Source organism: Kitasatospora sp. NPDC036993, from assembly GCF_055607525.1.
The window spans coordinates 86,836-106,537 of the sequence record NZ_JBVJRP010000010.1 but is presented as its reverse complement, the minus strand read 5'-3'; the positions used below and the strand labels follow the sequence as shown (position 1 = coordinate 106,537).

General features: G+C 73.9%; 19 protein-coding genes and 1 pseudogene. 9 read left to right on the top strand and 11 right to left on the bottom strand.

Features of this window, described 5'->3' with window-relative positions:
* The first annotated feature begins 99 nt into the window (after positions 1-99).
* Together ACZ7C5_RS22065 and ACZ7C5_RS22060 are read left to right on the top strand one after the other, a co-directional pair.
* Positions 100-609, top strand: coding sequence for a RipA family octameric membrane protein (locus ACZ7C5_RS22065; protein ID WP_401089537.1), 510 nt, complete (start codon positions 100-102; stop codon positions 607-609).
* Positions 606-908: a DUF7701 domain-containing protein gene (locus tag ACZ7C5_RS22060; RefSeq protein ID WP_188297203.1), complete on the top strand. Its 303-nt coding sequence runs from the start codon at positions 606-608 to the stop codon at positions 906-908. The genes ACZ7C5_RS22065 and ACZ7C5_RS22060 overlap by 4 nt, the downstream gene beginning before the upstream one ends.
* Before the next feature lie 66 nt (positions 909-974).
* Here ACZ7C5_RS22060 and ACZ7C5_RS22055 read toward each other — a convergent pair whose 3' ends face one another.
* Positions 975-1,616 (bottom strand): CatB-related O-acetyltransferase, encoded by a 642-nt coding sequence (locus tag ACZ7C5_RS22055; RefSeq protein WP_401089712.1) that lies wholly within the window; start codon positions 1,614-1,616, stop codon positions 975-977.
* 244 nt (positions 1,617-1,860) lie between these two features.
* On the opposite strand from ACZ7C5_RS22055, the gene ACZ7C5_RS22050 reads away from it, so the two are divergent.
* The 3 genes from ACZ7C5_RS22050 to ACZ7C5_RS22040 all read left to right on the top strand — a co-directional run bounded on the left by ACZ7C5_RS22050 (position 1,861) and on the right by ACZ7C5_RS22040 (position 3,944).
* Complete coding sequence (locus ACZ7C5_RS22050) at positions 1,861-2,751, top strand: SigB/SigF/SigG family RNA polymerase sigma factor (RefSeq protein WP_401089539.1); 891 nt, start codon at positions 1,861-1,863, stop codon at positions 2,749-2,751.
* 108 nt (positions 2,752-2,859) lie between these two features.
* Entirely contained in the window at positions 2,860-3,255 is a 396-nt protein-coding gene (locus ACZ7C5_RS22045; RefSeq protein WP_470323275.1) for an STAS domain-containing protein, read from the top strand.
* 221 nt (positions 3,256-3,476) lie between these two features.
* Positions 3,477-3,944, top strand: coding sequence for an ATP-binding protein (locus ACZ7C5_RS22040; protein ID WP_401089543.1), 468 nt, complete (start codon positions 3,477-3,479; stop codon positions 3,942-3,944).
* A 117-nt stretch (positions 3,945-4,061) separates the two neighbouring features.
* Here the strand turns inward: ACZ7C5_RS22040 and ACZ7C5_RS22035 are convergent, their stop codons facing one another.
* Both ACZ7C5_RS22035 and ACZ7C5_RS22030 read right to left on the bottom strand, forming a co-directional pair.
* Positions 4,062-4,436 (bottom strand): PRC-barrel domain-containing protein, encoded by a 375-nt coding sequence (locus tag ACZ7C5_RS22035; protein ID WP_401089545.1) that lies wholly within the window; start codon positions 4,434-4,436, stop codon positions 4,062-4,064.
* A 139-nt stretch (positions 4,437-4,575) separates the two neighbouring features.
* Positions 4,576-5,628, bottom strand: coding sequence for a YihY/virulence factor BrkB family protein (locus ACZ7C5_RS22030; RefSeq protein ID WP_401089547.1), 1,053 nt, complete (start codon positions 5,626-5,628; stop codon positions 4,576-4,578).
* Between the two features lie 455 nt (positions 5,629-6,083).
* Between ACZ7C5_RS22030 and ACZ7C5_RS22025 the strand changes: the two genes are divergently transcribed.
* A complete protein-coding gene (locus tag ACZ7C5_RS22025) occupies positions 6,084-9,203 on the top strand; it encodes a phosphocholine-specific phospholipase C (protein WP_470323274.1) in 3,120 nt (1,039 codons plus the stop codon).
* Positions 9,204-9,349: 146 nt separating this feature from the next.
* Positions 9,350-10,660 carry a M14 family zinc carboxypeptidase gene (locus ACZ7C5_RS22020; RefSeq protein ID WP_470323273.1) on the top strand — a complete coding sequence of 437 codons (1,311 nt, stop codon included), beginning with the start codon at positions 9,350-9,352 and terminating at the stop codon, positions 10,658-10,660.
* A gap of 49 nt (positions 10,661-10,709) precedes the next feature.
* Here ACZ7C5_RS22020 and ACZ7C5_RS22015 read toward each other — a convergent pair whose 3' ends face one another.
* The 5 genes and pseudogenes from ACZ7C5_RS22015 to ACZ7C5_RS21995 all read right to left on the bottom strand — a co-directional run bounded on the left by ACZ7C5_RS22015 (position 10,710) and on the right by ACZ7C5_RS21995 (position 14,038).
* Entirely contained in the window at positions 10,710-10,946 is a 237-nt protein-coding gene (locus ACZ7C5_RS22015; protein WP_401089553.1) for a hypothetical protein, read from the bottom strand.
* Position 10,947: 1 nt separating this feature from the next.
* Positions 10,948-11,357: pseudogene (locus tag ACZ7C5_RS22010) on the bottom strand (MMPL family transporter); the annotation flags it as partial.
* A gap of 286 nt (positions 11,358-11,643) precedes the next feature.
* Positions 11,644-12,069 (bottom strand): GlcG/HbpS family heme-binding protein, encoded by a 426-nt coding sequence (locus ACZ7C5_RS22005; protein ID WP_401089555.1) that lies wholly within the window; start codon positions 12,067-12,069, stop codon positions 11,644-11,646.
* A gap of 22 nt (positions 12,070-12,091) precedes the next feature.
* A complete protein-coding gene (locus ACZ7C5_RS22000; protein WP_401089557.1) occupies positions 12,092-13,288 on the bottom strand; it encodes an MFS transporter in 1,197 nt (398 codons plus the stop codon).
* A gap of 282 nt (positions 13,289-13,570) precedes the next feature.
* Entirely contained in the window at positions 13,571-14,038 is a 468-nt protein-coding gene (locus ACZ7C5_RS21995) for a MarR family winged helix-turn-helix transcriptional regulator (protein ID WP_470323272.1), read from the bottom strand.
* Positions 14,039-14,357: 319 nt separating this feature from the next.
* Between ACZ7C5_RS21995 and ACZ7C5_RS21990 the strand changes: the two genes are divergently transcribed.
* Both ACZ7C5_RS21990 and ACZ7C5_RS21985 read left to right on the top strand, forming a co-directional pair.
* Positions 14,358-14,948 carry a lytic polysaccharide monooxygenase gene (locus tag ACZ7C5_RS21990; protein WP_401089561.1) on the top strand — a complete coding sequence of 197 codons (591 nt, stop codon included), beginning with the start codon at positions 14,358-14,360 and terminating at the stop codon, positions 14,946-14,948.
* 265 nt (positions 14,949-15,213) lie between these two features.
* Positions 15,214-16,311, top strand: coding sequence for a baeRF3 domain-containing protein (locus tag ACZ7C5_RS21985; protein ID WP_470323271.1), 1,098 nt, complete (start codon positions 15,214-15,216; stop codon positions 16,309-16,311).
* A 42-nt stretch (positions 16,312-16,353) separates the two neighbouring features.
* Here the strand turns inward: ACZ7C5_RS21985 and ACZ7C5_RS21980 are convergent, their stop codons facing one another.
* The 3 genes from ACZ7C5_RS21980 to hpaE form a co-directional block, all read right to left on the bottom strand.
* Positions 16,354-16,929 (bottom strand): MarR family winged helix-turn-helix transcriptional regulator, encoded by a 576-nt coding sequence (locus ACZ7C5_RS21980; protein ID WP_401089565.1) that lies wholly within the window; start codon positions 16,927-16,929, stop codon positions 16,354-16,356.
* Between the two features lie 180 nt (positions 16,930-17,109).
* On the bottom strand, positions 17,110-18,132 hold the full coding sequence (hpaD, locus tag ACZ7C5_RS21975; RefSeq protein ID WP_401089567.1) for a 3,4-dihydroxyphenylacetate 2,3-dioxygenase: 1,023 nt from the start codon (positions 18,130-18,132) through the stop codon (positions 17,110-17,112).
* Positions 18,133-18,156: 24 nt separating this feature from the next.
* Positions 18,157-19,680 (bottom strand): 5-carboxymethyl-2-hydroxymuconate semialdehyde dehydrogenase, encoded by a 1,524-nt coding sequence (gene hpaE, locus ACZ7C5_RS21970; protein ID WP_401089569.1) that lies wholly within the window; start codon positions 19,678-19,680, stop codon positions 18,157-18,159.
* Positions 19,681-19,702 lie beyond the last annotated feature (22 nt).

Sequence of the window (19,702 nt, the reverse complement as noted above, 5' to 3'; positions counted from 1 at the left end):
CAGCACTGGCGGGCCGGCGTACAGGGAAGGATGGACACATCGGGGGGAGCCCGGGCAGCGGGCGAAGCCGGCACACCACCTGCCCGAGGGGGTTTCGCGATGACCACGCCGCCGGAGCCGAACCGTCCGCCGGACCGTCCGTCCGACCGTCAGTACGAGCTGCTGGAGCTGTACAAGCTCGCCGTGGAGATGGCCGACCGGGTCTCGGCCCGGCGCGGCACCGCCAACACCTTCTTCCTGTCCGTGCAGACCGCGCTGGTCACCCTGATCGGCTTCGGCATACCCAGGCTCTCCGAGTCCCCGTGGTGGGTGCCGACGGCCGTCGCACTGGCCGGCATCACCCTCTCCGGCGCCTGGTGGATGCAGCTGCGCAGCTACCGGGACCTCAACGGCGCCAAGTTCCAGGTCATCAACAGCCTGGAGGAGAAGCTGTCCGCGCGGATCTTCACCGACGAGTGGGACGTCCTGCGGAGCACCGAGGGGCCCGGCCGGCGCCACCGGCACTACACCGAACTCGGCACCACCGAACGGGCCGTACCGATGATCTTCGCGGTGGCTCATCTGATCCTCCTCGCGGGCACCCTCGCCGGCGGCACACTGGCCGTATGAGCCACCTCGATCCCATCGCCGAACTGATCCGCGACTGCCTGCCCTCGGAGGCCAGACCCCCGGCGGGCTCCGACGACCTGTTCCGCATCTACGCCGTGCTGCTCCAGGCCAAGGGCGAACAGGTCACCGACGAGGACGTCCACAACGCCTGGACGGCCTGGACCCAGACGACCGACGACACCCACCGGGCCCTGGTGGCCTTCCACGACCTCGACGCCCGCACCCGCGCCCTCGACGCCCCGTACACCCTCGCCATCCGCACTGCCGCCCGCAAGCTCCACCACCCCACGGTGGGTTAGGAGTTCGGGCCGCCGGGGGGTCGGGGCCACGCTGCCTCCGAGGGGTGCGGCGGGGCCGCCGCCGGGTCAGGCCCCGGGCGCGGCGGCGGCCAGGTCGTCGACGGTGCCGGACATGACGGTGCGCAGGTGGCGGGTGAGGTGTTCGGCGGGCCAGTCCCACCAGGCGAGGTCCAGCAGGCGGGCGACGTCGGCCCCGTCGTAGCGCGGCCGGATCACCTTGGCCGGGTTGCCGCCGGCGATCGCGTAGTCGGGGATGTCGGAGGTGACGACGGACCCGGCGGCGACGATCGCGCCGTGGCCGATGCGCACCCCGGGCATGACGGTGGTGCGGTAGCCGAGCCACACGTCGTTGCCGACCACGGTGTCGCCGCGCCCGGGCAGGCCGGTGAGCAGGTCGAAGTGCTCGGCCCAGGCGCCGCCCATGACGGGGAAGGGGAAGGTGGACGGCCCGTCCATCCGGTGGTTGGCGCCGTTCATCACGAACCGCACCCCCTCGGCGAAGGCGCAGAACTTCCCGATGACGAGCTTCTCCGGCCCGTAGTGGTACAGCACGTTGCGGGTCTCGAACGCCGTCGGGTCGTCGGGGTCGTCGTAGTACGAGTACTCGCCGACCTCGATCAGCGGCGAGGTGACCAGCGGCTTGAGGAGCACCACCCGCGGCTGCTCGGGGAAGGGGTGCAGCACGGTCGGGTCGGGTACGGCGGGGATCACGGAGGGGCACCGCTTTCGCGTGGGAGGTGGCGTCAGGGACGTGTGGGACACCGGAGGCGCCCGGGCGCGCCGCTCCATGATCCTCCGGTCGGCGCCGCCGGCCGGCGGGTTTCCCGTAGCCTGCCGGAACGCCCCGGACGGGTTTCACGGAACCTTCACCCCGGGCGGCCGCATCGATCGGCCGAGGCGGGGTAGTCGGGGCGTTCGACCGTGCCGACACGAGGAAAGGACTCCGATGGTCATGACCACTGGTGAACTGACCACTTCCGTTCCGCCGACGGACCCCTGCCGCACGGCCGCCTCCGCCACAGCCGACCTGCGCGGGCTCCTGCCACCGGAGCTCGACCCGGCCGAGGACCTGCGGGAGGTCGCGCCCGCCGACGCGCGCGAGCTGACCCGGGTGCTGCTGCGCCGGCTCGCGGCCCTGGAGGAGGGCACCCGGGAGTACTCGTACGTGCGGGCCACGCTGGTGGAGATGAACCTCTCGCTGGTCAGGTTCGCGATCCGCCGCTTCACCGCGCACCGGGAGCCGCAGGAGGACCTGTTGCAGGTCGGGGCGGTCGGGCTGATCAAGGCGATCGACCGGTTCGATCCCGATCTGGGCGTCGAGTTCACGACCTTCGCGCTGCCCACGGTGCTCGGCGAGGTCCGCCGGCACTTCCGTGACACCACCTGGGCCGTCCACGTGCCGCGCCGCCTCCAGGAGCTGCGGATCGTGCTGGCGAAGGCCCAGGAACGGCTGGCGCAGGAACTGGACCGGGCCCCCACGGTGGCCGAACTGGCCGCGGACCTCGGGCTCTCCCAGGAGGAGGTGGTGGAGGGGCTGACCGCCTCGAACGGGCACACCGCGGGCTCCCTGGACACCAGCAGCGAGGACGACGACCGCCCCGGCTGTCTGGGCGAGCGCCTCGGCGAGGAGGACCGGGACCTCTCCCTGGTGGAGGACCTGGTCGCGCTCAAGCCGCTGGTCGGCGCACTGCCGGAGCGGGACCGGCTGATCCTGTCGATGCGCTTCTGCGAGGACATGACGCAGTCGCAGATCGGCGAGCGCCTCGGGCTGTCCCAGATGCACGTCTCCCGGCTGCTCAGCCGCACCCTGCGGCGGCTGCGCGAGGGCCTGACCGAAGCCTGAGCCCGGGCGGGGTCGCGGACCGGGCGGGGCCCGGTCCGCGACCCCGCCGCTTGGCCGAGGGACACCGCCTACGTAAGGTCGGAGGGCACGGACCTGGAGGGGACGACGATGATGCCATCCGACAACGACCAGCGGGACCCCGCACCGGCGGCCGCCCCGTACCGTGCGGAGCCGGCGGTACGGACCCGCACCGCGGCTTGCGGCGCGGTGGTGTGCGCGCTGGCGGGCGACCTCGACATCGAGACGCTCGCGCCCGCGGCCGACACGCTCACCGCCCTGGTCGCGCAGCGGCCCGGCGCGGTGGTGATCGACCTCGCCGGAGTGGGGTTCTGCGACTCCTCCGGCCTGAACCTCCTGCTCAGGACCCGCCTCGCGGCGGAGGCGGAGGGCGTGCCGCTGCACCTGGCGGCGGTGCCGCCCACCGTCATGCGGGTCCTCGAACTGACCGGCACCCAGGCGGTGTTCTCCATCCACGAGTCCGCCGAGTCGGCCCTGGCGGCCTGAGCCGTTCCCCCGCCCCGCCGGGTAGGGCCCACCGGGTTCCCGTCCGGTTCGTACCGGGTTCGTACCGGGTTCCCGTCCGGTTCCCGACCCGGTTCCCGACCGGCTCGTGCCGGGACGCGTGCCGCAGAGGCCGCGCACCCGGTGCCCGGACAGGCATAATCCCGGAAGCGCCGGGAAACCGACCATGCGAAACCGCCGTCGATCCGTAAGGGTGCCCTCACATGACGATGAGCCGGGGAACCCTGGACGGCGACGCACACCCGGCCGGGCCGCCGCTGCCGCCCGGCGGCCAGCGCCGGCGGCTGACCCTGGCCGGGTTCCCCAAGCCGGTCGCCCGGGCCAGGGGCTTCACCGCCGAGGCGGTGGGGGACTGGTACCTGCCCGACGTCCACGAGGGCGTCGGCGCGGATGTCGTGCTGCTGGTGGCGGAGCTGGTGGCCAACGCCATGCTGCACGGGGACGGCCCGCTGGAGCTGGTCCTGGACGCCACCGGGGAACGCCTGCGGGTGGAGGTCAGCGACCGCAGCCCGGCGATGCCCGCCCTGCGCCACCCGCACGACCCGGCCCTGCCCGGCGGCCACGGCCTGTTCATCGTGCAGCGCACCGCCGACCGCTGGGGCGCCGAGCCGCACGGCCAGGGCAAGACGATCTGGGCCGAGTTCGACGCCCGCCGCCTGACCCGCGGCTGACCCGCGTCTGACCCGCGCCCTCGCAGACCCCGTACTCCCGCAGGCCCGCGCCCCCGCAGGCCCCGCACGGCGGCCGGCCGCCGCCCCGAGCGGGACGGCGGCCGGCGGCCCGGGCAGTCAGAGGATGCGGCCGCTGTAGAACGGCCCGTAGTAGAGCGCGTACCGCTCCCGCTCCTGGAACCCGGACTCCGTCTCCAGCGCCCCGCCGTCCAGGTCGGGACCGTTCTTGATCTCCTCCTTGGTCCGGTCCACGTACACCGTCCGCTCCGCGATCTCGATGCGGATGACGGTGCCGGCCGGCAGCAGCACCCGCTTCCCGAAGATCCAGGGGCCGGTGTCCACGACCAGGTACCGCGTTCCCACCTCCTCGGACAGCTTGTCCACCTTGCCGACGGGGCCGTCCTGGGCCTCCACGTGGAACCCGATGAGGTCGGTACCGGCGCTGTGGCCGCTGGTGCTGCGGAACTCCCAGATGTCGGTGTTCCCACTCATGCGCTTCTCCCTTCCATGGGGCAGGTACGGGCCGGCGGGGCGCCGGGCCCGGCGCGGGCGCGCGACCACCGGCTGCCCCCGGCCGCCGCATCCATGCCCCGCGGGCCCCGCCGACCGGGTCCCCGCCGGGCCGACGCCGTCACCGGCCGCCGCCGCCGTCCTTCCCGCTCTCCTTGGTGTCCCCGCCGCCGTCGTCGCGGCCCCCGCCGTCGTCGCCGCCCTCGTCCGGGTCCTCGGGTGCCCCGGGGAAGGAGACGTCGACCCGCTGCTCGGGCCGGCGCTCCTCCTGCCGGGCGACCGAGGACAGCACCGCCTGGTCGGCGTCCGTCAGCGGAGGCTGCAGCAGGCTGCGCGGCCACAGCCGCCGGGTGAGCACCACGTTGGCCTCGGCCGCGTACACGGTGACCTGCGCGGCCAGGTAGAGCCAGGACAGCAGCCCGATCACGGTCGCGAAGAACCCGTAGACCTGGCTCGCGTGGCGCAGCTCGTGGGTGACCAGCAGCGAGCCGCCCGCCTGGAGGGCGGTGAACAGCGGCCCGGCGAGCGCGCAGCCCGGCCACAGCGCCCGCAGCGGGACCTCGCGCGGGGTGAGCACCCGGAAGCAGGCCAGGCACAGGGCGGTGTTCACCAGCGCGGAGACGACCAGGCCCCCGATCCTGGCGGCCGGCCCGCCCAGCGCGCTGCCGACCAGCGAGGCGGCGGCGGTGCCCAGCACCAGCCCGCCGGCCAGCACCGCGAACAGCAGCACGCTGCGCGCCAGCCGCGGCCAGTAGCCGGGCCGCTGCACCCCCGGCACGTTCCAGACCTCGGCCATGGCGTGCTGGAGGACCTGCGCGATGCCGAGCGCCCCGTACAGCAGCCCGAGCACACCGATCAGCAGGGCCAGGCCGCTCCCCTGGAGCGAGTGGACGTTCTGGCGCAGCTGGTCGCCGATGATCGGGAAGTCGGCGAGCGCGGAGTCCAGCACCGCGCGCTGCGCCCCGGCGTGGCCGTGCAGGACGAAGCCGAGGACGGTGCTGAGCAGGAGCAGCAGCGGGACCAGGGCGACGAAGCCGTAGTAGGTGATCAGGGCGGCCAGCAGCCCGCCCCGGTCGTCCCCGTACTTGCGCACGACGCCGATCACCAGGCCGGGGGCCCGGTGGCGCTGCTGGAAGCCGTCCACGGCCCGCAGGGCCCGTTCGATCGGATTCACACCGCGCGTCTGCCCGCGGGGCGCGGCCCGACACCCCCCGGTCCTGGGCGTCCGGGGGCGGGTCCTGTTCCGGGGAGGTCGGGCCTGCTGCCCGATGGGGCCGATCAGCCGGTTCCCCGGCGCGTTCTCGTCGGCGCTCAGGCAGAACTCGGTGACGGCCGTCCGGAACTCCTCGTGGCTGATCACTTTGTCGCGCCCGGCTCCTCGGGCCCGGGTGAAGCCGGCGCGAACGCCCTGGCCGGCGGTGCTCCTGACGGCGGGTCCGGCCCGCTTCCTTGATCCACTGACGTCAAGTTGTCTGTACAGCTCGGAGTCTCTTACCGGTCACCGACCCGTCATCGGACACCACGGCTGCGTCCACCTCGGTCTCGTACACATAACGGGTCCGGTCCGAACCGCGCGGCCGGCCCCCGAAAGCGAAGACCCGCGGTCCGTCAGCAAGGAGCCCCACCCCCATGAGTCCGAAGCCCGAACTGTCGCGCCGCAGTGTCCTCGGCGGCGCGGCGGCGGCCGCGGTGCTGTCCGCCCTCCCGCTCAGCGTCCAGCAGGCGCTCGCCGCCCCGGCCAGGCCCGGACGGCTGGCGGACATCCAGCACGTCGTGGTGTTCATGCAGGAGAACCGCGCCTTCGACCACTACTTCGGCACCCTGACGGGCGTGCGCGGCTTCGGCGACCGCACCGCCGTCCGCGGCGTCGACGGCCGCTCGGTGTTCCACCAGCCCGACCCCGGCCGCAAGGAGGGCTACCTGCTGCCCTTCGCGATGAACGCCGCCCACACCAACGCCTACCAGCAGGGCGCGCCCGCCTTCGGCTACGGCGACTCCATGAACGCCTGGAACGACGGCCGCGCCGACGGCTCCGTCACCCGCCGCTCCTCCGGCTGGCTCGGCCAGGGCTACTACGAGTCCGCCGACATGCCCTTCTACCACGCCCTCGCCTCGGTGTTCACGGTCTGCGACGCCTACCACGCCTCCGTGCAGTGCAACACCAACACCAACCGCGACCACCTGATGACCGGCACCAGCGGCGGCACCGTCAGGGACACCCCGGTGACCGACAACACCGAGATCCCCGGCGGCTACGAGTGGACCACCTACGCCGAGCGCCTGGAGAAGGCCGGCGTCAGCTGGAAGACCTACCAGGCCATCGACAACTTCGACGACAACGCCCTCGCCTGGTTCGCCCCCTTCGTCAAGGCCAAGCCCGGCGAGCCGCTGTACGAGCGCGGCATGCGCGCCGTCGGCGACCCGGCCAAGAAGAACGACCCCTTCGCCATGGGCGACGCCCTCGTCGACGCCTTCACCGCCGACGTCCAGGCCGACCGCCTCCCGCAGGTCTCCTGGATCGTCGCCCCCGCCGCGCTGTCCGAGCACGCCAACTACGCGCCGCCGAACGGCGAACACCTCACCTCCCGGCTGCTGTCCGCGCTCGCCGCCAAGCCCGAGGTGTTCCAGAAGACCGTCTTCATCCTCAACTACGACGAGCACGGCGGCTTCTTCGACCACCAGCTGCCGCCCGTCCCGCCGCTCGCCACCGGCCGCGGCAAGTCCAACGTCCCGGTCGACGGCGAGGTCGTCGTCCGCGTCGCCAAGGGCGGCTCCACCTACCACCGGGTCGTCGACCAGGACGGCAGGTACCGGGTCAAGGCCGCCGACGGCACCCTCGGCTGGTCCGACACCCTCCCCGCCGGCGAGACCCTCGTCTCCGGCCCCTACCCGATGGGCCTGGGCGTCCGGGTGCCGATGATCGTCGTCTCCCCGTGGACCCGCGGCGGCGTCGTCGACTCCACCGTCTACGACCACACCTCCGTGCTGCGCTTCCTGGAACAGCGCTTCGGCGTCCAGGAACCCAACATCAGCCCCTGGCGGCGCGCGGTCTGCGGCGACCTCACCGGCGTCTTCGACTTCTCCGGCCGCAACCCCGCCTGGCCCCAGCTGCCCGACACCAGCGGCAACCGCCAGAAGGTCGTCGACACCGGCAAGCTCCCCGCCCCCACCGTGCCCAGCCCGCAGACCTTCCCCCAGCAGCAGCGCGGCACCCGCTCCTCCCGCCCCGCCCCGTACAACCTGCTGGTCAAGCCCCGCCTCAAGGGCGACGAACTCACCCTCGACTTCGTCAACCAGGGCCGCCAGGGCGCCGTCTTCGCCGTCTACCCCGCCCCCGGCGAGGCCCCCAAGCACTACACCGTCGCCGCCAAGTCCCGCCTCTCGGACGTCTGGAAGGTCGGCCCCGCCGGCTACGACCTGCGCGTCCACGGCCCCGACGGCGCCCTGTGGCACCTGCGCGGCGACACCGCCTCCGCCTACGAGGTCTCGCTCTCCGAGGAGGGCAACGGCAAGGTGCTGGAAGTCGACGTCATCAACCGCTCCCGCACCGCCCAGACCTTCCTCGTCGGCGACCTCGCCTACGGCGACGGCCTGCGCGAGGTGCGCGTCGCGGCCGGCGACGACCGCACCGTCAACCTCAAGGTCGGCCCCGAGGGCTGGTACGACGTCGCCGTCACCGTCCAGGGCGACCTCGCCTTCCGCCGCCGCCTCGCCAACCGCTTCCCCTGGGACGACCGCACCGTCACCGACCCCGCCATCGGCCTCGCCGACCCGCTCACCGTCAACCTCGCCCTCGGCGCCGCCTCCACCACCATCGACGAACCCGTCCTGCTGCCCGGCCGGCCCGCCACCGTCACCGCCACCCTCACCGCCACCGCGGCCCTCACCCGCCTGGAGGCCCAGCCGCTGCTCCCGCCCGGCTGGACGGCCACCGCCGTCACCGCCCCGCCCGAGCGGCTCGCCGCCGGCGCCAGTGCCACCGCCGTCTGGCAGGTCACCCCGCCCGCCCAGCTGCCCGCCACCGCCACCCACCGCCTGCTGGTCACCGCCCGCGCCCTCGCCGACGGCCGCCACGCCCTCGCCGACGGCGAACTCGCCGCCCGCCCCGCCCCGGTGATGACCGGCCACCTCCTCGACGAGGACTTCGAATCCCTGGCCGGCGCCCTCAAGCCGGAGTCCGGCCTGCTCGGCTGGACCGCCCAGGCCCCCCAGGGCTGGACGGTCGTCAACGCCCCCGCCATGCCCCAGGGCACCGTCCGCCTCCAGGGCTGGACCTTCCACACCAAGCGCGAATGGGCCGCCCTCGGCGCCCAGGACCGCGGCAACTTCACCCGCGCCCTCGGCGTCGTCGCCGTCGCCGACCCCGACGACTGGGACGACACAGGATCGCCCTCCCGCAAGGGCGTCTTCGACTCCACCCTGGTCTCGCCCGCCGTCACCATCCCGGCCGGCACCGACACCCTCCACCTCGCCTTCGACTCCCACTACCGCCAGGAAGCCCCCCAGAAGGCCTCCGTCACCGCCGTCTTCGACAACGGCACCGAGACCCGCCTGCTCGCCTACAGCTCCGACACCACCGGCAACGACAACGTCGGCAAGGACGTCCAGAACACCCGGATCACCCGCAGCTTCCCCGTCCCGGCCGGAGCCCGCTCGGTGACCCTCAGGTTCCGCATGTACGACGCCGGCAACAACTGGTACTGGGCCGTCGACCACATCCGCCTCGACACCCGCCCCGTCACCGGCTGACCGCTCCCAGCCCCTCCCAGCCCCGCCCGGGCCCGTCCGAGTCCCCGCACCCGGACGGGCCCGGGCCGTTCGCGGCGTGCGGCGGGTACAACTGCTTGCCACGACCACGATCCGCCGCGGGCGTCCGCGGCACAGGGGAGGAACCGATGGCGACCGACGCGACGGACCCGGCGGGCATCCGTGACCACTACCCGAGCCTGGACGAACTCGACGCCACCGCAAGGCAGTTGGCCGACCGGTGGCCCGGCCGGTGCCGGGTGCGCACCGTCGGCACCTCCCGCGCCGGGCGCCCGCTGACCCTGCTCACCGTCGGCCGCGGCCCGCACAACGTGCTGATCGTCTCCGGCGCCCACGCCGACGAGTTCGCCGGCCGCGCCGCCACCGAAGACCTCGCCCACCACGCCCTCACCCACCAACACCCGGACCTGGCCTGGCACTTCCTGCTCTGCCTCGACCCCGACGGTGCCCACCTCGCCGACGGCAGCCGCACCGCCCGCACCCTGCCCGCCTACTTCGACCACTACTACCGCCCCGCCGCCGACGAACAGCCCGAATGGGCCCCCGCCATCGGCGCCGCCCTCCCGGAGAGCCGCACCCTCCTCGACCTGATCGACGAACTGCGCCCCACCCTCCAGTTCTCCCTGCACAGCACCGACGTCGGCGGCACCTTCGTCCAGGCCACCAGCGACCCCGCCGCCCTCGCCCACCCCTTCGCCCGCTCCGCCGCCGCCCTCGGCATCCCCGTCGAGACCGGCGCCTTCGACACCTTCCGCCTCCACGAATCAGGCCCCGGCGTCTACCTGATGACCCCCCACCACATCGACCACCAGGAGAGCACCACCGGCATGCTCACCCCGCACGAGCGCACCGACGGCGTCCGGGCCGGCACCTGGTTCGCCCCGCAACGCCACGGTGGCGAGACCGTCCTGGTCGAAGTCCCCGCCTGGACCAGCGCCCACCTCGGCGACACCCGCCCCGCCGAAACCGCCCACCACCACCTGCGCTCCTGCGCCGACCGCCTGCGCGAACGCGGCGAGCAGCTCACCGCACTCCTCGACGCCGCCCGGCCCCACCTGCCCGCCCCCGACACCCCGCTGCTGCGCGCCGCCCGCACCCCGCTGACCGCCCTGCACCAACTCGCCGACGAATGGGACCCCGAGGCCCACGGACACGACCTCCCGCACACCCCGATGACCCGCGCCCGCCTCACCGGCATCGACCTGTGGGCCCACCGCGTCCCGGTCCGCGCCGCCGCCCTGCTGCGCCGCGCCGTCCGGGCCGCCGGCGCCCCCGCGGCACCCCAGGCCGCCCGCCTCGACGAACTCCTGGGGGACTGGTGCGCCCAGTACCAGCGGCGCTTCCGCCCCCGGTGGCTGCCCGTCGCCCGCCAGGCCGCCCAGCAGGCCAACACCGTCCGCGCCGCCGTCGCGCTGCGCCACGGCGTCCGGGGGTCGTGACGGCGGTTCGGCCGGCCCCGGGTACGGCCCCGGCCCCGGGTACGTGTCCTCAGAGGGCCGCCACAGCGAGGGCGCAGGCCACGACGGCCAGGAGGACGGCGGCCACCAGCACCGGCCGCCGGGTGCGTCCGTGCGGAACGGCCGTCACCGCGACCGCCGAGACGACCGGAACGGCGAAGGCGGAGAAGACCAGCAGCAGCGCCACCATGCGGGGCGGCGCCCCGGCGACCTGGACCCCCCACACGACGGTGAACACCAGGACCAGCCACACCGACGCGGTGGCCATCGCCCAGGTCCATCATCTTCACCACCACGTTGTCGCTGACGACGAACGCCGCGAACACGCTCACCATGATCAGCGCGCGCAGGTGATCACCCGCGCCGTGATCCCCAGCGCGTGCGCCACCGCGTCCTGGCTGCGCCCGGTGCGCAGCCAGGCCTCGTGCACCCGGGAGAGCAGGAAGATCTCGTAGTCCATGCTCAGCCCGAAGACGATCGCGAACATCATCATCGGCACGTAGCCCTCGATCGGGACCTTCCCCGCCACCCCCAGCGCCGGCCCGCCCCAGCCCCACTGGAAGACCGCCACCACCACCCCGTACGAGGCCGCGATCGACAGCAGGTTGAGCACCGCCGCCTTGACCGCGACCAGCAGGCCGCGGAAGACCGCCAGGATGATCAGGAAGGCCAGCCCGACCGCGCCGGTGTCGTCCCCGGCCTGGTAGAGCGTCACCTCGGCGCCGCCCAGCGGGGTGTCGCCGCTGCGGACCACCACGCACTGGCCGACGGGGGCCGGTGCCGCCGCGTGGGTGGGTCCGGCGGCGAGCTGGGCCAGGAGGGCGGCGGTCAGCAGGGCGCCGCGGCGTCGGCGCATGGGGGCTCCGTTTCGGCGGCAGGGGGACGGACGGCCGATGGCGGGCCGTCCGTCCCCCTGCCCGCCACATCCCCGGGCCGGGACGATGCGGGCCGGGACGGGCCGGGTGTCAGCCGAGCTGACGCAGTGCGGTGGTGGCGAAGGCGTGGTCCTGCTCGGGGGCGCCGCCGCCGACGCCGACGGCGCCGATCAGGCGGCCGTCGCGGTGGACGGGGACGCCGCCGGCGATGAACAGCAGCGGGCGGTCCAGCGCGGTGGGCAGGGTGTGGAACGGCCCGTCGGGCTTGACGAGGTCGACCAGGTCTGCGGTGGGGGCGTTCAGCTGGAGGGCGGTGTAGGCCTTGCGGGTGCTGGTCTCGCCGGAGATCAGTACGGCCCGGTCGTCGCGGCGGAAGGCGAGCAGGTGGCCGCCCGCGTCCAGGACGGTGACGCTGACCGGCACGTCCGCGGCCTCGGCGGCGGTGCGGGCTGCGGCGACGAGGGTCTCGGCGTCGGCGGTGGTCAGCGGGGCGACGGCGGTGGTGGTGGTGCTCATGTCGGTTCTCCGGGAGGGGCGTTCAGTGGTGGACGGGAACGGGGGTGGGGACGGTCGCGGCGGCCGGGCGGCTGTGGTCGCGGCGTTCCAGGGCGGCGGACCACAGGGCCAGCAGCAGGGCGGACGCGGCGAGGGCGGCGCCGACCCAGTTGGGGGCGGTGTAGCCGAGGCCGGCCGAGATGACGGCGCCGCCGAGCCAGGCGGCCAGCGCGTTGCCGAGGTTGAAGGCGCCGATGTTGACGGCGGAGGCCAGGGTGGGGGCGCCGTGGGCCTGGTCCAGGACCCGCTTCTGGAGCGGGGGGACGGTGGCGAAGCCGAGGGCTCCGATGAGCAGGACGGTGACGGCGGCGAGCACCTTGCTGTGGGCGGTGAGGGTGAACAGGGCCAGCACGACGGCGAGTCCGCCGAGGGTGGTGTAGAGCATCGGCATCAGCCTGCGGTCGGCGTAGCGGCCGCCGAGCAGATTGCCGAGGAACATGCCGACGCCGAGCAGCACCAGCAGCCAGGTGACGGAGCCGTCGGCGTAGCCGGCGACGTCGGTCATCATCGGGGCGATGTAGGTGATCGCGGCGAAGACCCCGCCGAAGCCGAGCACGGTCATCGCCATCGCGAGCAGCACCTGGGGGTTGCGGAAGGCGGTCAGCTCCCGGCGCAGGTGGGCGCCCTCGGGGCGGGGCAGGTCGGGGACGAGCCTGGCGATGCCGAGCAGGCCGACCACGCCGAGCGCGGCGACGAAGGCGAAGGTGGTGCGCCAGCCGACGGCCTGGCCGACGAAGGTGCCCAGCGGCACGCCGACGATGTTGGCGACGGTCAGCCCGGTGAACATGGTGGCGATGGCGCCGGCCTTCTTCTCCGGGGCGACCAGGTCGGCGGCGACGACGGAGCCGATGCCGAAGAAGGCGCCGTGGGCGAGCGAGGTCACGATGCGCCCGGCCAGCATCACGGGGAAGGACGGGGCGAACGCGGAGAGCAGGTTCCCCGCGGTGAACAGGCCCATCAGCAGCATGAGCATGGTCCTGCGGCCGATCCTGGTGCCGAGGACGGTCATCAGCGGCGCGCCGAGGACCACGCCGAGGGCGTAGCCGGTGACCAGCAGGCCCGCGTGGGGGATGGAGACGCCGTAGTCGCCGGCGATCTCGGGCAGCAGGCCCATGATCACGAACTCGGTGGTCCCGATCCCGAACGCGCCGATGGCCAGGGCGAGGAGAGCCAGGGGCATGGAACCGACCCTTCTGGGATTGCTTGAGTGAGCGCCTTGCATGCTTGAACAATAGTTGCAGGCGCGCGATAAATGCAAGCGCAGACAGGCGGCGTGCGCCAAGGGTTCCGGGGCGGGCGGGGTGGGCGGAAGCGCGGCCGGGCCCGGTCCGCCCCGGGCCGCGGGGTGCGGTCGGGGACGGGCCGGGCCCGGGGTGCGTACGGGTGGGCGGCCTGAAGTGGCAGCCGGGGTCGGCGGGCGGGGGAGGCAGCCGGGGTCGGTGGCCGGAGAAGCCGGCCGGGGTCAGTGGGCGGGGGAGGTGGCGTCCACGGCCTCGACCGCCCTGACCAGCGAGGCCAGTTCGGGGGTGCGGGCGGCCTCGCCGAGCGCCTCGCGCAGGGCGGCGTCGTTGGTCGGCCTGGCCTCCTCCAGGAGCCTGAGGCCGTCCTCGCTCACGTTGGTGTAGATGCCGCGGCGGTCGGTCGGGCAGAGGTAGCGCGCCAGCAGTCCGCGGTCCTCCAGTCGGGTGACCAGGCGGGTGGTGGCGCTCTGGCTGAGCACGACCGCGTCCGCGACCTGCTTCATCTGGAGGTGCCCGCCGTCGCCGTCGTGCTGGCGGCTGAGCACGTCGAGCAGCGAGTACTCCCGCACGCTCAGGCCGTGCCCGGACTGGAGGGCGCGTTCGATGTGGGACTCGATCCTGCCGTGCAGGAGGGACAGGGCGCCCCAGCCGTTGGCGAGGGCGGTGAGCGCGGGGTCCGTGGCGGTCATGGGCCTGGCCTCCTTGCGGGTGTGGCTGGGTACCAGGATAAGCCACGGACCAAAATATCGGCCAGAGCCCGTAGTGCGCTTATGCAAATATTTCCGCACGGGCGCGGATCGCCAACTGCCGTACGGTGCCCAGTATTCACGGGGTTTTGGCGCAAATGGTTCAGACCATTGACGCGGAGGGAAGGCAGATCCTACGGTGTCGGGCAACCGGTCTGGCACGGGCATGCCATGCCTCGGGCAGGCCATCGTGCGCACCCCCACGCGCACGTCCCGTGCCGGGCGCACACTCCATCCACCCCCACGGAGGAGCACCATGCGCATGCGCAAGCGCCACCTGATCGCCGCCGCCGCGGCCGCGATCGCCCTGCCGATCGCGGCGGCCCTGCCGGCCCAGTCGCACGGCTTCATCAACCTGCCGCCGAGCCGTTCCGCCCTCTGCGGCGCCAACGCCGTCCCGTGGGACTGCGGCGACATCCAGTGGGAGCCGCAGAGCGTCGAGGGCCCCAAGGGCTTCCCGAGCCGCGGCCCGGCGGACGGCACCATCTGCGCCGGCGGCGACGGCCGCTGGGCCCCGCTGGACAACCCCCGGGGCGGTGCCTGGCCGACCACCAAGGTGACGGCCGGTCAGCAGCTCAACTTCACCTGGGAGATCGAGGCCAGGCACTCCACCTCGTACTTCAAGTACTACCTGACCAAGCCCGGCTACAACGCGAGCCAGCCGATCACCCGGGCCTCCCTGGACCTGACCCCGTTCCTGACCGTCCCCTACAACGGCCGCCAGCCCGCCGCCACCACCGTCCACACCGCGACCCTGCCCAGCGGCCGCACCGGCCACCAGGTGGTCGTCGCCGTCTGGGACGTCGCCGACACCGGCAACGCCTTCTACTCCTGCACCGACGTCCAGTTCTGACCGTCGCGTCCTGACCGTCGCACCCTGACCGTCAGGCCCTGACCGTCACGTCCCGCCCGCGCCGTCCGACCCCGGACGGCGCGGGCGGGACACCGCCCGTACCGGAAGACCCCCCGGAGGCCCCCGCCCGTACCCGAGACCCCGCCCCGGAGCCGTGCTCGCGCGCCGCCGAAGCCGTCAATAGGTACATTGACGACATTTGGCAGCAGTGCCATGGCTTCGCGCGTCCACGAAAGAAGGCCGACCGCCTTCGGAAAGGGTCTCCATGCGCCCCGACCTCAGCCCCGCCGTCCTCGCCGAGCTGCGCCGGCCGCGGCCCTATCCGGCGGTGTCGATCCTGATGCCCACGCACCGCAGGGAGCCGGACAACGCCCAGGACCCGGTGCGGCTGCGCAACCTGCTGGCCGAGGCGAAGGAGCGCGTCCAGGCCGACCCGAAGGTCTCCCGCGCCGACCGGATCGAGGTGCTGGAGCAGCTCGACCGGGCCCTCGCCGAGGTCGACCTGGTGCACGCCGAGGACGGCCTGGCGGTGCTCGCCGCGCCGGGTGAGCACCAGGTGTGGTCACTCGGGCGCACCGCCCCCGCCCGGGTGGTCCTCTCCGACACCTTCCTGACCCGCAACCTGGTCGCCGCTCAGGCCGCCGAGCGCCCGCACTGGGTGCTCGCCGTCGCCGCCGACAGGGTCGTGCTGTGGGGCGGCACCGCGGAGCGGGTCACCGAGGACAGGGACCGCGGCTTCCCGCTGGTGCGCGTCTTCGACAACCCCGACCCCGAGCGGCAGGAGCAGATCGGCGACACGCCCAGCACCTTCCGCGACGAGGCGACCAAGACCTTCCTGCGCCAGGCCGACACCGAGGTCGGCAAGCTGCTGGCCGCCGCCCCCCGCCCGCTGTACGTGGTCGGCGAGGCCGCCGCGCTCGCCTTGCTGGACGCCGTCGGCCCGATCGCCAAGGAGTCCGCCGCGCAGCTGCCGCACGGCGGGCTGGCCCAGGCCGACGCCGAGACCGTCCGCAAGGTGGTCGAGCCCGCCGTGCGCGCGCAGGCCGAACGCGAGGTCGCCGAGAACCTCGCCCAGCTCGACAGGGCCCGCGGCGCCCAGCAGTTCGCGGCCGGCCTGGACGAGCTGTGGCAGGCCGTCGGCGACGGCCGGATCGCCCGGCTGGTGGTCGAGGAGAACTTCCGCGCCACCGTGCGCGACGACGGCGAGCACCTGGTACCCGCCGAGGCCGACCAGCCCGGGGCCCGCGAGGACATCGTCGACGAGGTCATCGAGCGCACCCTGGACACCGGCGGGCAGGTCGGCTTCGTCCCCGACGGCACCCTCGCCGACGCCGGCCGGATCGCCGCCGTCCTGCGCTACTGACCGGCCGCCGGCCCTGCCCGCGCGACAGGCAGGGCCGGGCGCTCAGCCGTCGCGCCGGCGCCGGCCGCCGGGGCGCGGCGGCGGGGGAGCGTCCTGCGCCAGCTCCGCCCTGCGGGCCTCGCCGTCGCGCTCCAGGGTGCCGACGATCCGGCGCAGCATCCCGGCCAGCTGCTCGCACTCCTCGTCGGACAGCGCGCCGGAGACGAAGGCCTCCTCCTCGTTGAAGCGGGGGAAGAGCTCCGCCATCAGCTCCTCGCCCGCCGGGCTCAGCCGCAGCAGCACCAGCCGCCCGTCCGAGGGGTGCCCGGAGCGCTCCACCAGGCCCCGGGACTCCAGCGTCCTGGCCACCCCGGTGAGCGTGCCCTTGGAGATGCCCGCCTCCTCGGCGACGTGACGGGTCTCCAGCTCGCCCCAGATCCACACCACCCAGAGCACCACGAACGAGGTCCAGCTGAGCTGCGCGCCGCGCAGCACCGAGTTCTCCAGGTGCTGGCGCACCGAGGCCGCGGCCCGGTGGATGTTGGCCACCGCGGCCATCCGGGCGCGCAGCAGCGGCACCCGGCCCAGTTTCGCCAGGACGGCGCGCTCGGTCTCCTGGACGGTATGCCTGCCGGTCACCGCTTGTCCCTTCCCCGTTGCGGCGGGCTGGCCCGCCGTGCGCCGTCGTCGGCTGTCGTGGGCCGAATCTAGCGTGCCGACCAGGCCATTTGCATCCGTACGATCTTGGGAGGGAAGGGACCGAGGGGCGGCGGGGCCGTCCCGGGAGCGGCCCGGGGCGGAGCCGCCGCCCGTCGGGGCTCAGCCTTCGCGGGCCGCCGGGACGATGCCCAGCCCGTCCGCGCCGACCTTCACGGCCGACTCGTCCAGCGCCGCCGACACCACCGGCCGCGGCCTGCCGTCCAGGTCCAGCACCGGCACCGCCTCCTTGTACCAGGACTCGATCACGGCGTTGCCCCAGAAGTCCCGCCGGCGGTCGTCGTTGACGTTCCAGCGGTACGTCTCGTGGTCCGGGTCGCCGGTGTAGTAGTCGGAGGTGTAGATCTCCACCCGGTGTCCGTCGGGGTCGCGCAGGTAGAGGTAGAAGGCGTTGGAGACGCCGTGGCGCCCGGGGCCGCGCTCGATGTGGTGCTCGGCGCGCAGCGAGCCGAAGATGTCGGCGGTGCGCAGCACCTGGTGCGCCTCGGGGGCGAACACCCCGACGTGGTGCAGCCGCGGTCCGGCGCCGCTGGTGAAGGCGACGTCGTGCACGGTCTGCTTGCGGTACATCCAGGCGGCGTACATCTCGTGCTCGTCGCCCTCGATGGTCTCCGAGCAGCCGAAGCCCAGCGAGCGGTAGTGCTCGTAGGCGGCCGGGATGTCCGGCACCACGATGTTGAAGTGGTCCAGGCGGGCCACCTCGGCGCCCCGGCGCAGGTCGTAGCGCTGGATCAGCCGCTCGGCCCGGTCGATCGCGTGGAAGAATTCGACCGGGAAGCCGAGCGGGTCCACGACCCGCACCGCGTCCCCGACGCCCAGGGTGCCCGCGCCGGCCGGCACCCGGCGCACCGGGCAGCCCAGGGCGGCGAAGAACTCCTCGGCGCGGTCCAGGTCCCGGGGGGCGCGGACCCGGTAGGCGAGGTGGTCCAGCGCGGGGGCGTCGCCGGTGCGCAGCACCAGGCTGTGGTGGGTGAGCTCGTCGGTGCCGCGCAGGTGGAGCGTGGCGGCGTCCTCGTGCTGGACGTGGAAGCCGAGCATGTCGACCCAGAACCAGCGGGCCCGGGCCAGGTCGGTGACCACGAGCTGGGCGTAGGCGGACCGTACGACGTCCGGCGGTGTGAGCATGTCCGTGACCTCCTTCGTGCGGGTTCAGTGCTGCCCGTCGGCGCCGAAGCGAGGGGTGTGGACCTCGCCGAGCATCACATGAACGATCTTGGACTCGGTGTAGAAGTCGATGCTGTGGGCACCGCCCTCGCGGCCGAGACCGCTGGCCTTCACACCGCCGAACGGCGTGCGCAGGTCGCGGACGTTGTGGGAGTTGATCCAGACCATGCCGGACTCCACCGCGTGGGCGACCCGGTGACCCCGCTTGAGGTCGGACGTCCACACGTAGGCGGCCAGACCGTACTCGGTGGCGTTGGCCAGGTCAACGGCCTCGTGCTCGTCGTCGAAGGGGGCCACCGCGACCACCGGGCCGAAGATCTCCTCCTGGAAGATCCGGGCGTCCCTGGGCACGTCGGCGAAGACGGTCGGCTGGAGGTAGTTGCCCTCGGGCAGGTGGGCGGGGCGGGTGCCGCCGGCCACCAGCCGGGCCTCGGCGCGCCCGGCCTCCACGTAGTCCAGCACCCGCCGGTAGTGCACCGGGTGGACCAGCGCGCCCACCTCGGTGGCCGGGTCGCCCGGCAGCCCCACCCTGACCCGCTCGGCGCGCTCGGCCAGGCGGCGGGTGAACTCCTCGTACAGCGGGCGCTCGACCAGCACCCGGGAGCCGGCCGTGCAGCGCTCGCCGTTCAGCGAGAAGACCCCGAAGACCACCGAGTCCAGCGCGGCCTCCACGTCGGCGTCGGCGAAGACCACCACCGGGGACTTGCCGCCCAGCTCCATGGAGACCGTCTTGAGCCGGTCCGCGGAGCAGCGCACGATGTGCCGGCCGGTGGCGGTGGAGCCGGTGAAGGACAGGATCGGCACGTCCGGGTGGTCGACCAGGGCCTGCCCGGCCTCGGTGCCGATGCCGTGGACGATGTTGACGACGCCGGCCGGCAGGCCCGCCTCGGCGAGGATGTCCGGCCACAGCGAGGCCGACAGCGGGGTCCACTCGGCGGGCTTGAGGACCAGGGTGCAGCCGGAGGCGATGGCGGGGGCCAGCTTCCAGCTCTCCAGCATGAACGGGGTGTTCCACGGGGTGATCAGCCCGGCGACGCCCACCGGGGTGCGCACCACGTAGTTCAGCTGCTGGGTGCCGACCCGGAAGGACTCCTCGCCGAGCGCGACGATCACGTCGGCGAAGTAGCGGAAGTTCTCGGCCGCGCGCCGGGCCTGGCCGCGGGCCTGGGTGATCGGCAGCCCGGTGTCGAAGGACTCGAAGGCCGCGAGCTGCTCCTCGCGGGCCTCCACCGCGTCGGCGATCCGGTTGAGCACGGTGGCCCGTTCGCGGTTGCCGAGCGCGGACCAGGCGGGGAAGGCGGCCCGCGCGGCGGCCACGGCGCGGTCCACGTCGGCGGCGCCGCCCGCGGCGGCGGTGGCGTAGACGGTGTTGGAGACCGGGTCGGCGACCTCGAAGGTGCGGCCGTCGGCGGAGGCGGCGGTGCGCCCGCCGATCCAGTGGTCGATCCGGTCCGGCAGCGCGGCCGGGCGGGCGGGGGAGGCGGCGGGGGCCTCGGTGGTGGTGGTCATCTCGTCTCCTGTGCTGCGGTGG

Bases quoted from the DNA above. Each gene is read 5' to 3' on its own strand.
- ACZ7C5_RS22065 (WP_401089537.1), top strand. From the start codon at position 100: ATGACCACGCCGCCGGAGCCGAACCGTCCGCCGGACCGTCCGTCCGAC.
- ACZ7C5_RS22060 (WP_188297203.1), top strand. From the start codon at position 606: ATGAGCCACCTCGATCCCATCGCCGAACTGATCCGCGACTGCCTGCCC.
- ACZ7C5_RS22050 (WP_401089539.1), top strand. From the start codon at position 1,861: ATGACCACTGGTGAACTGACCACTTCCGTTCCGCCGACGGACCCCTGC.
- ACZ7C5_RS22045 (WP_470323275.1), top strand. From the start codon at position 2,860: ATGATGCCATCCGACAACGACCAGCGGGACCCCGCACCGGCGGCCGCC.
- ACZ7C5_RS22040 (WP_401089543.1), top strand. From the start codon at position 3,477: ATGACGATGAGCCGGGGAACCCTGGACGGCGACGCACACCCGGCCGGG.
- ACZ7C5_RS22035 (WP_401089545.1), bottom strand. From the start codon at position 4,436: ATGAGTGGGAACACCGACATCTGGGAGTTCCGCAGCACCAGCGGCCAC.
- ACZ7C5_RS22025 (WP_470323274.1), top strand. From the start codon at position 6,084: ATGAGTCCGAAGCCCGAACTGTCGCGCCGCAGTGTCCTCGGCGGCGCG.
- ACZ7C5_RS22020 (WP_470323273.1), top strand. From the start codon at position 9,350: ATGGCGACCGACGCGACGGACCCGGCGGGCATCCGTGACCACTACCCG.
- ACZ7C5_RS22015 (WP_401089553.1), bottom strand. From the start codon at position 10,946: ATGGCCACCGCGTCGGTGTGGCTGGTCCTGGTGTTCACCGTCGTGTGG.
- ACZ7C5_RS22005 (WP_401089555.1), bottom strand. From the start codon at position 12,069: ATGAGCACCACCACCACCGCCGTCGCCCCGCTGACCACCGCCGACGCC.
- ACZ7C5_RS22000 (WP_401089557.1), bottom strand. From the start codon at position 13,288: ATGCCCCTGGCTCTCCTCGCCCTGGCCATCGGCGCGTTCGGGATCGGG.
- ACZ7C5_RS21995 (WP_470323272.1), bottom strand. From the start codon at position 14,038: ATGACCGCCACGGACCCCGCGCTCACCGCCCTCGCCAACGGCTGGGGC.
- ACZ7C5_RS21990 (WP_401089561.1), top strand. From the start codon at position 14,358: ATGCGCAAGCGCCACCTGATCGCCGCCGCCGCGGCCGCGATCGCCCTG.
- ACZ7C5_RS21985 (WP_470323271.1), top strand. From the start codon at position 15,214: ATGCGCCCCGACCTCAGCCCCGCCGTCCTCGCCGAGCTGCGCCGGCCG.
- hpaD (WP_401089567.1), bottom strand. From the start codon at position 18,132: ATGCTCACACCGCCGGACGTCGTACGGTCCGCCTACGCCCAGCTCGTG.
- hpaE (WP_401089569.1), bottom strand. From the start codon at position 19,680: ATGACCACCACCACCGAGGCCCCCGCCGCCTCCCCCGCCCGCCCGGCC.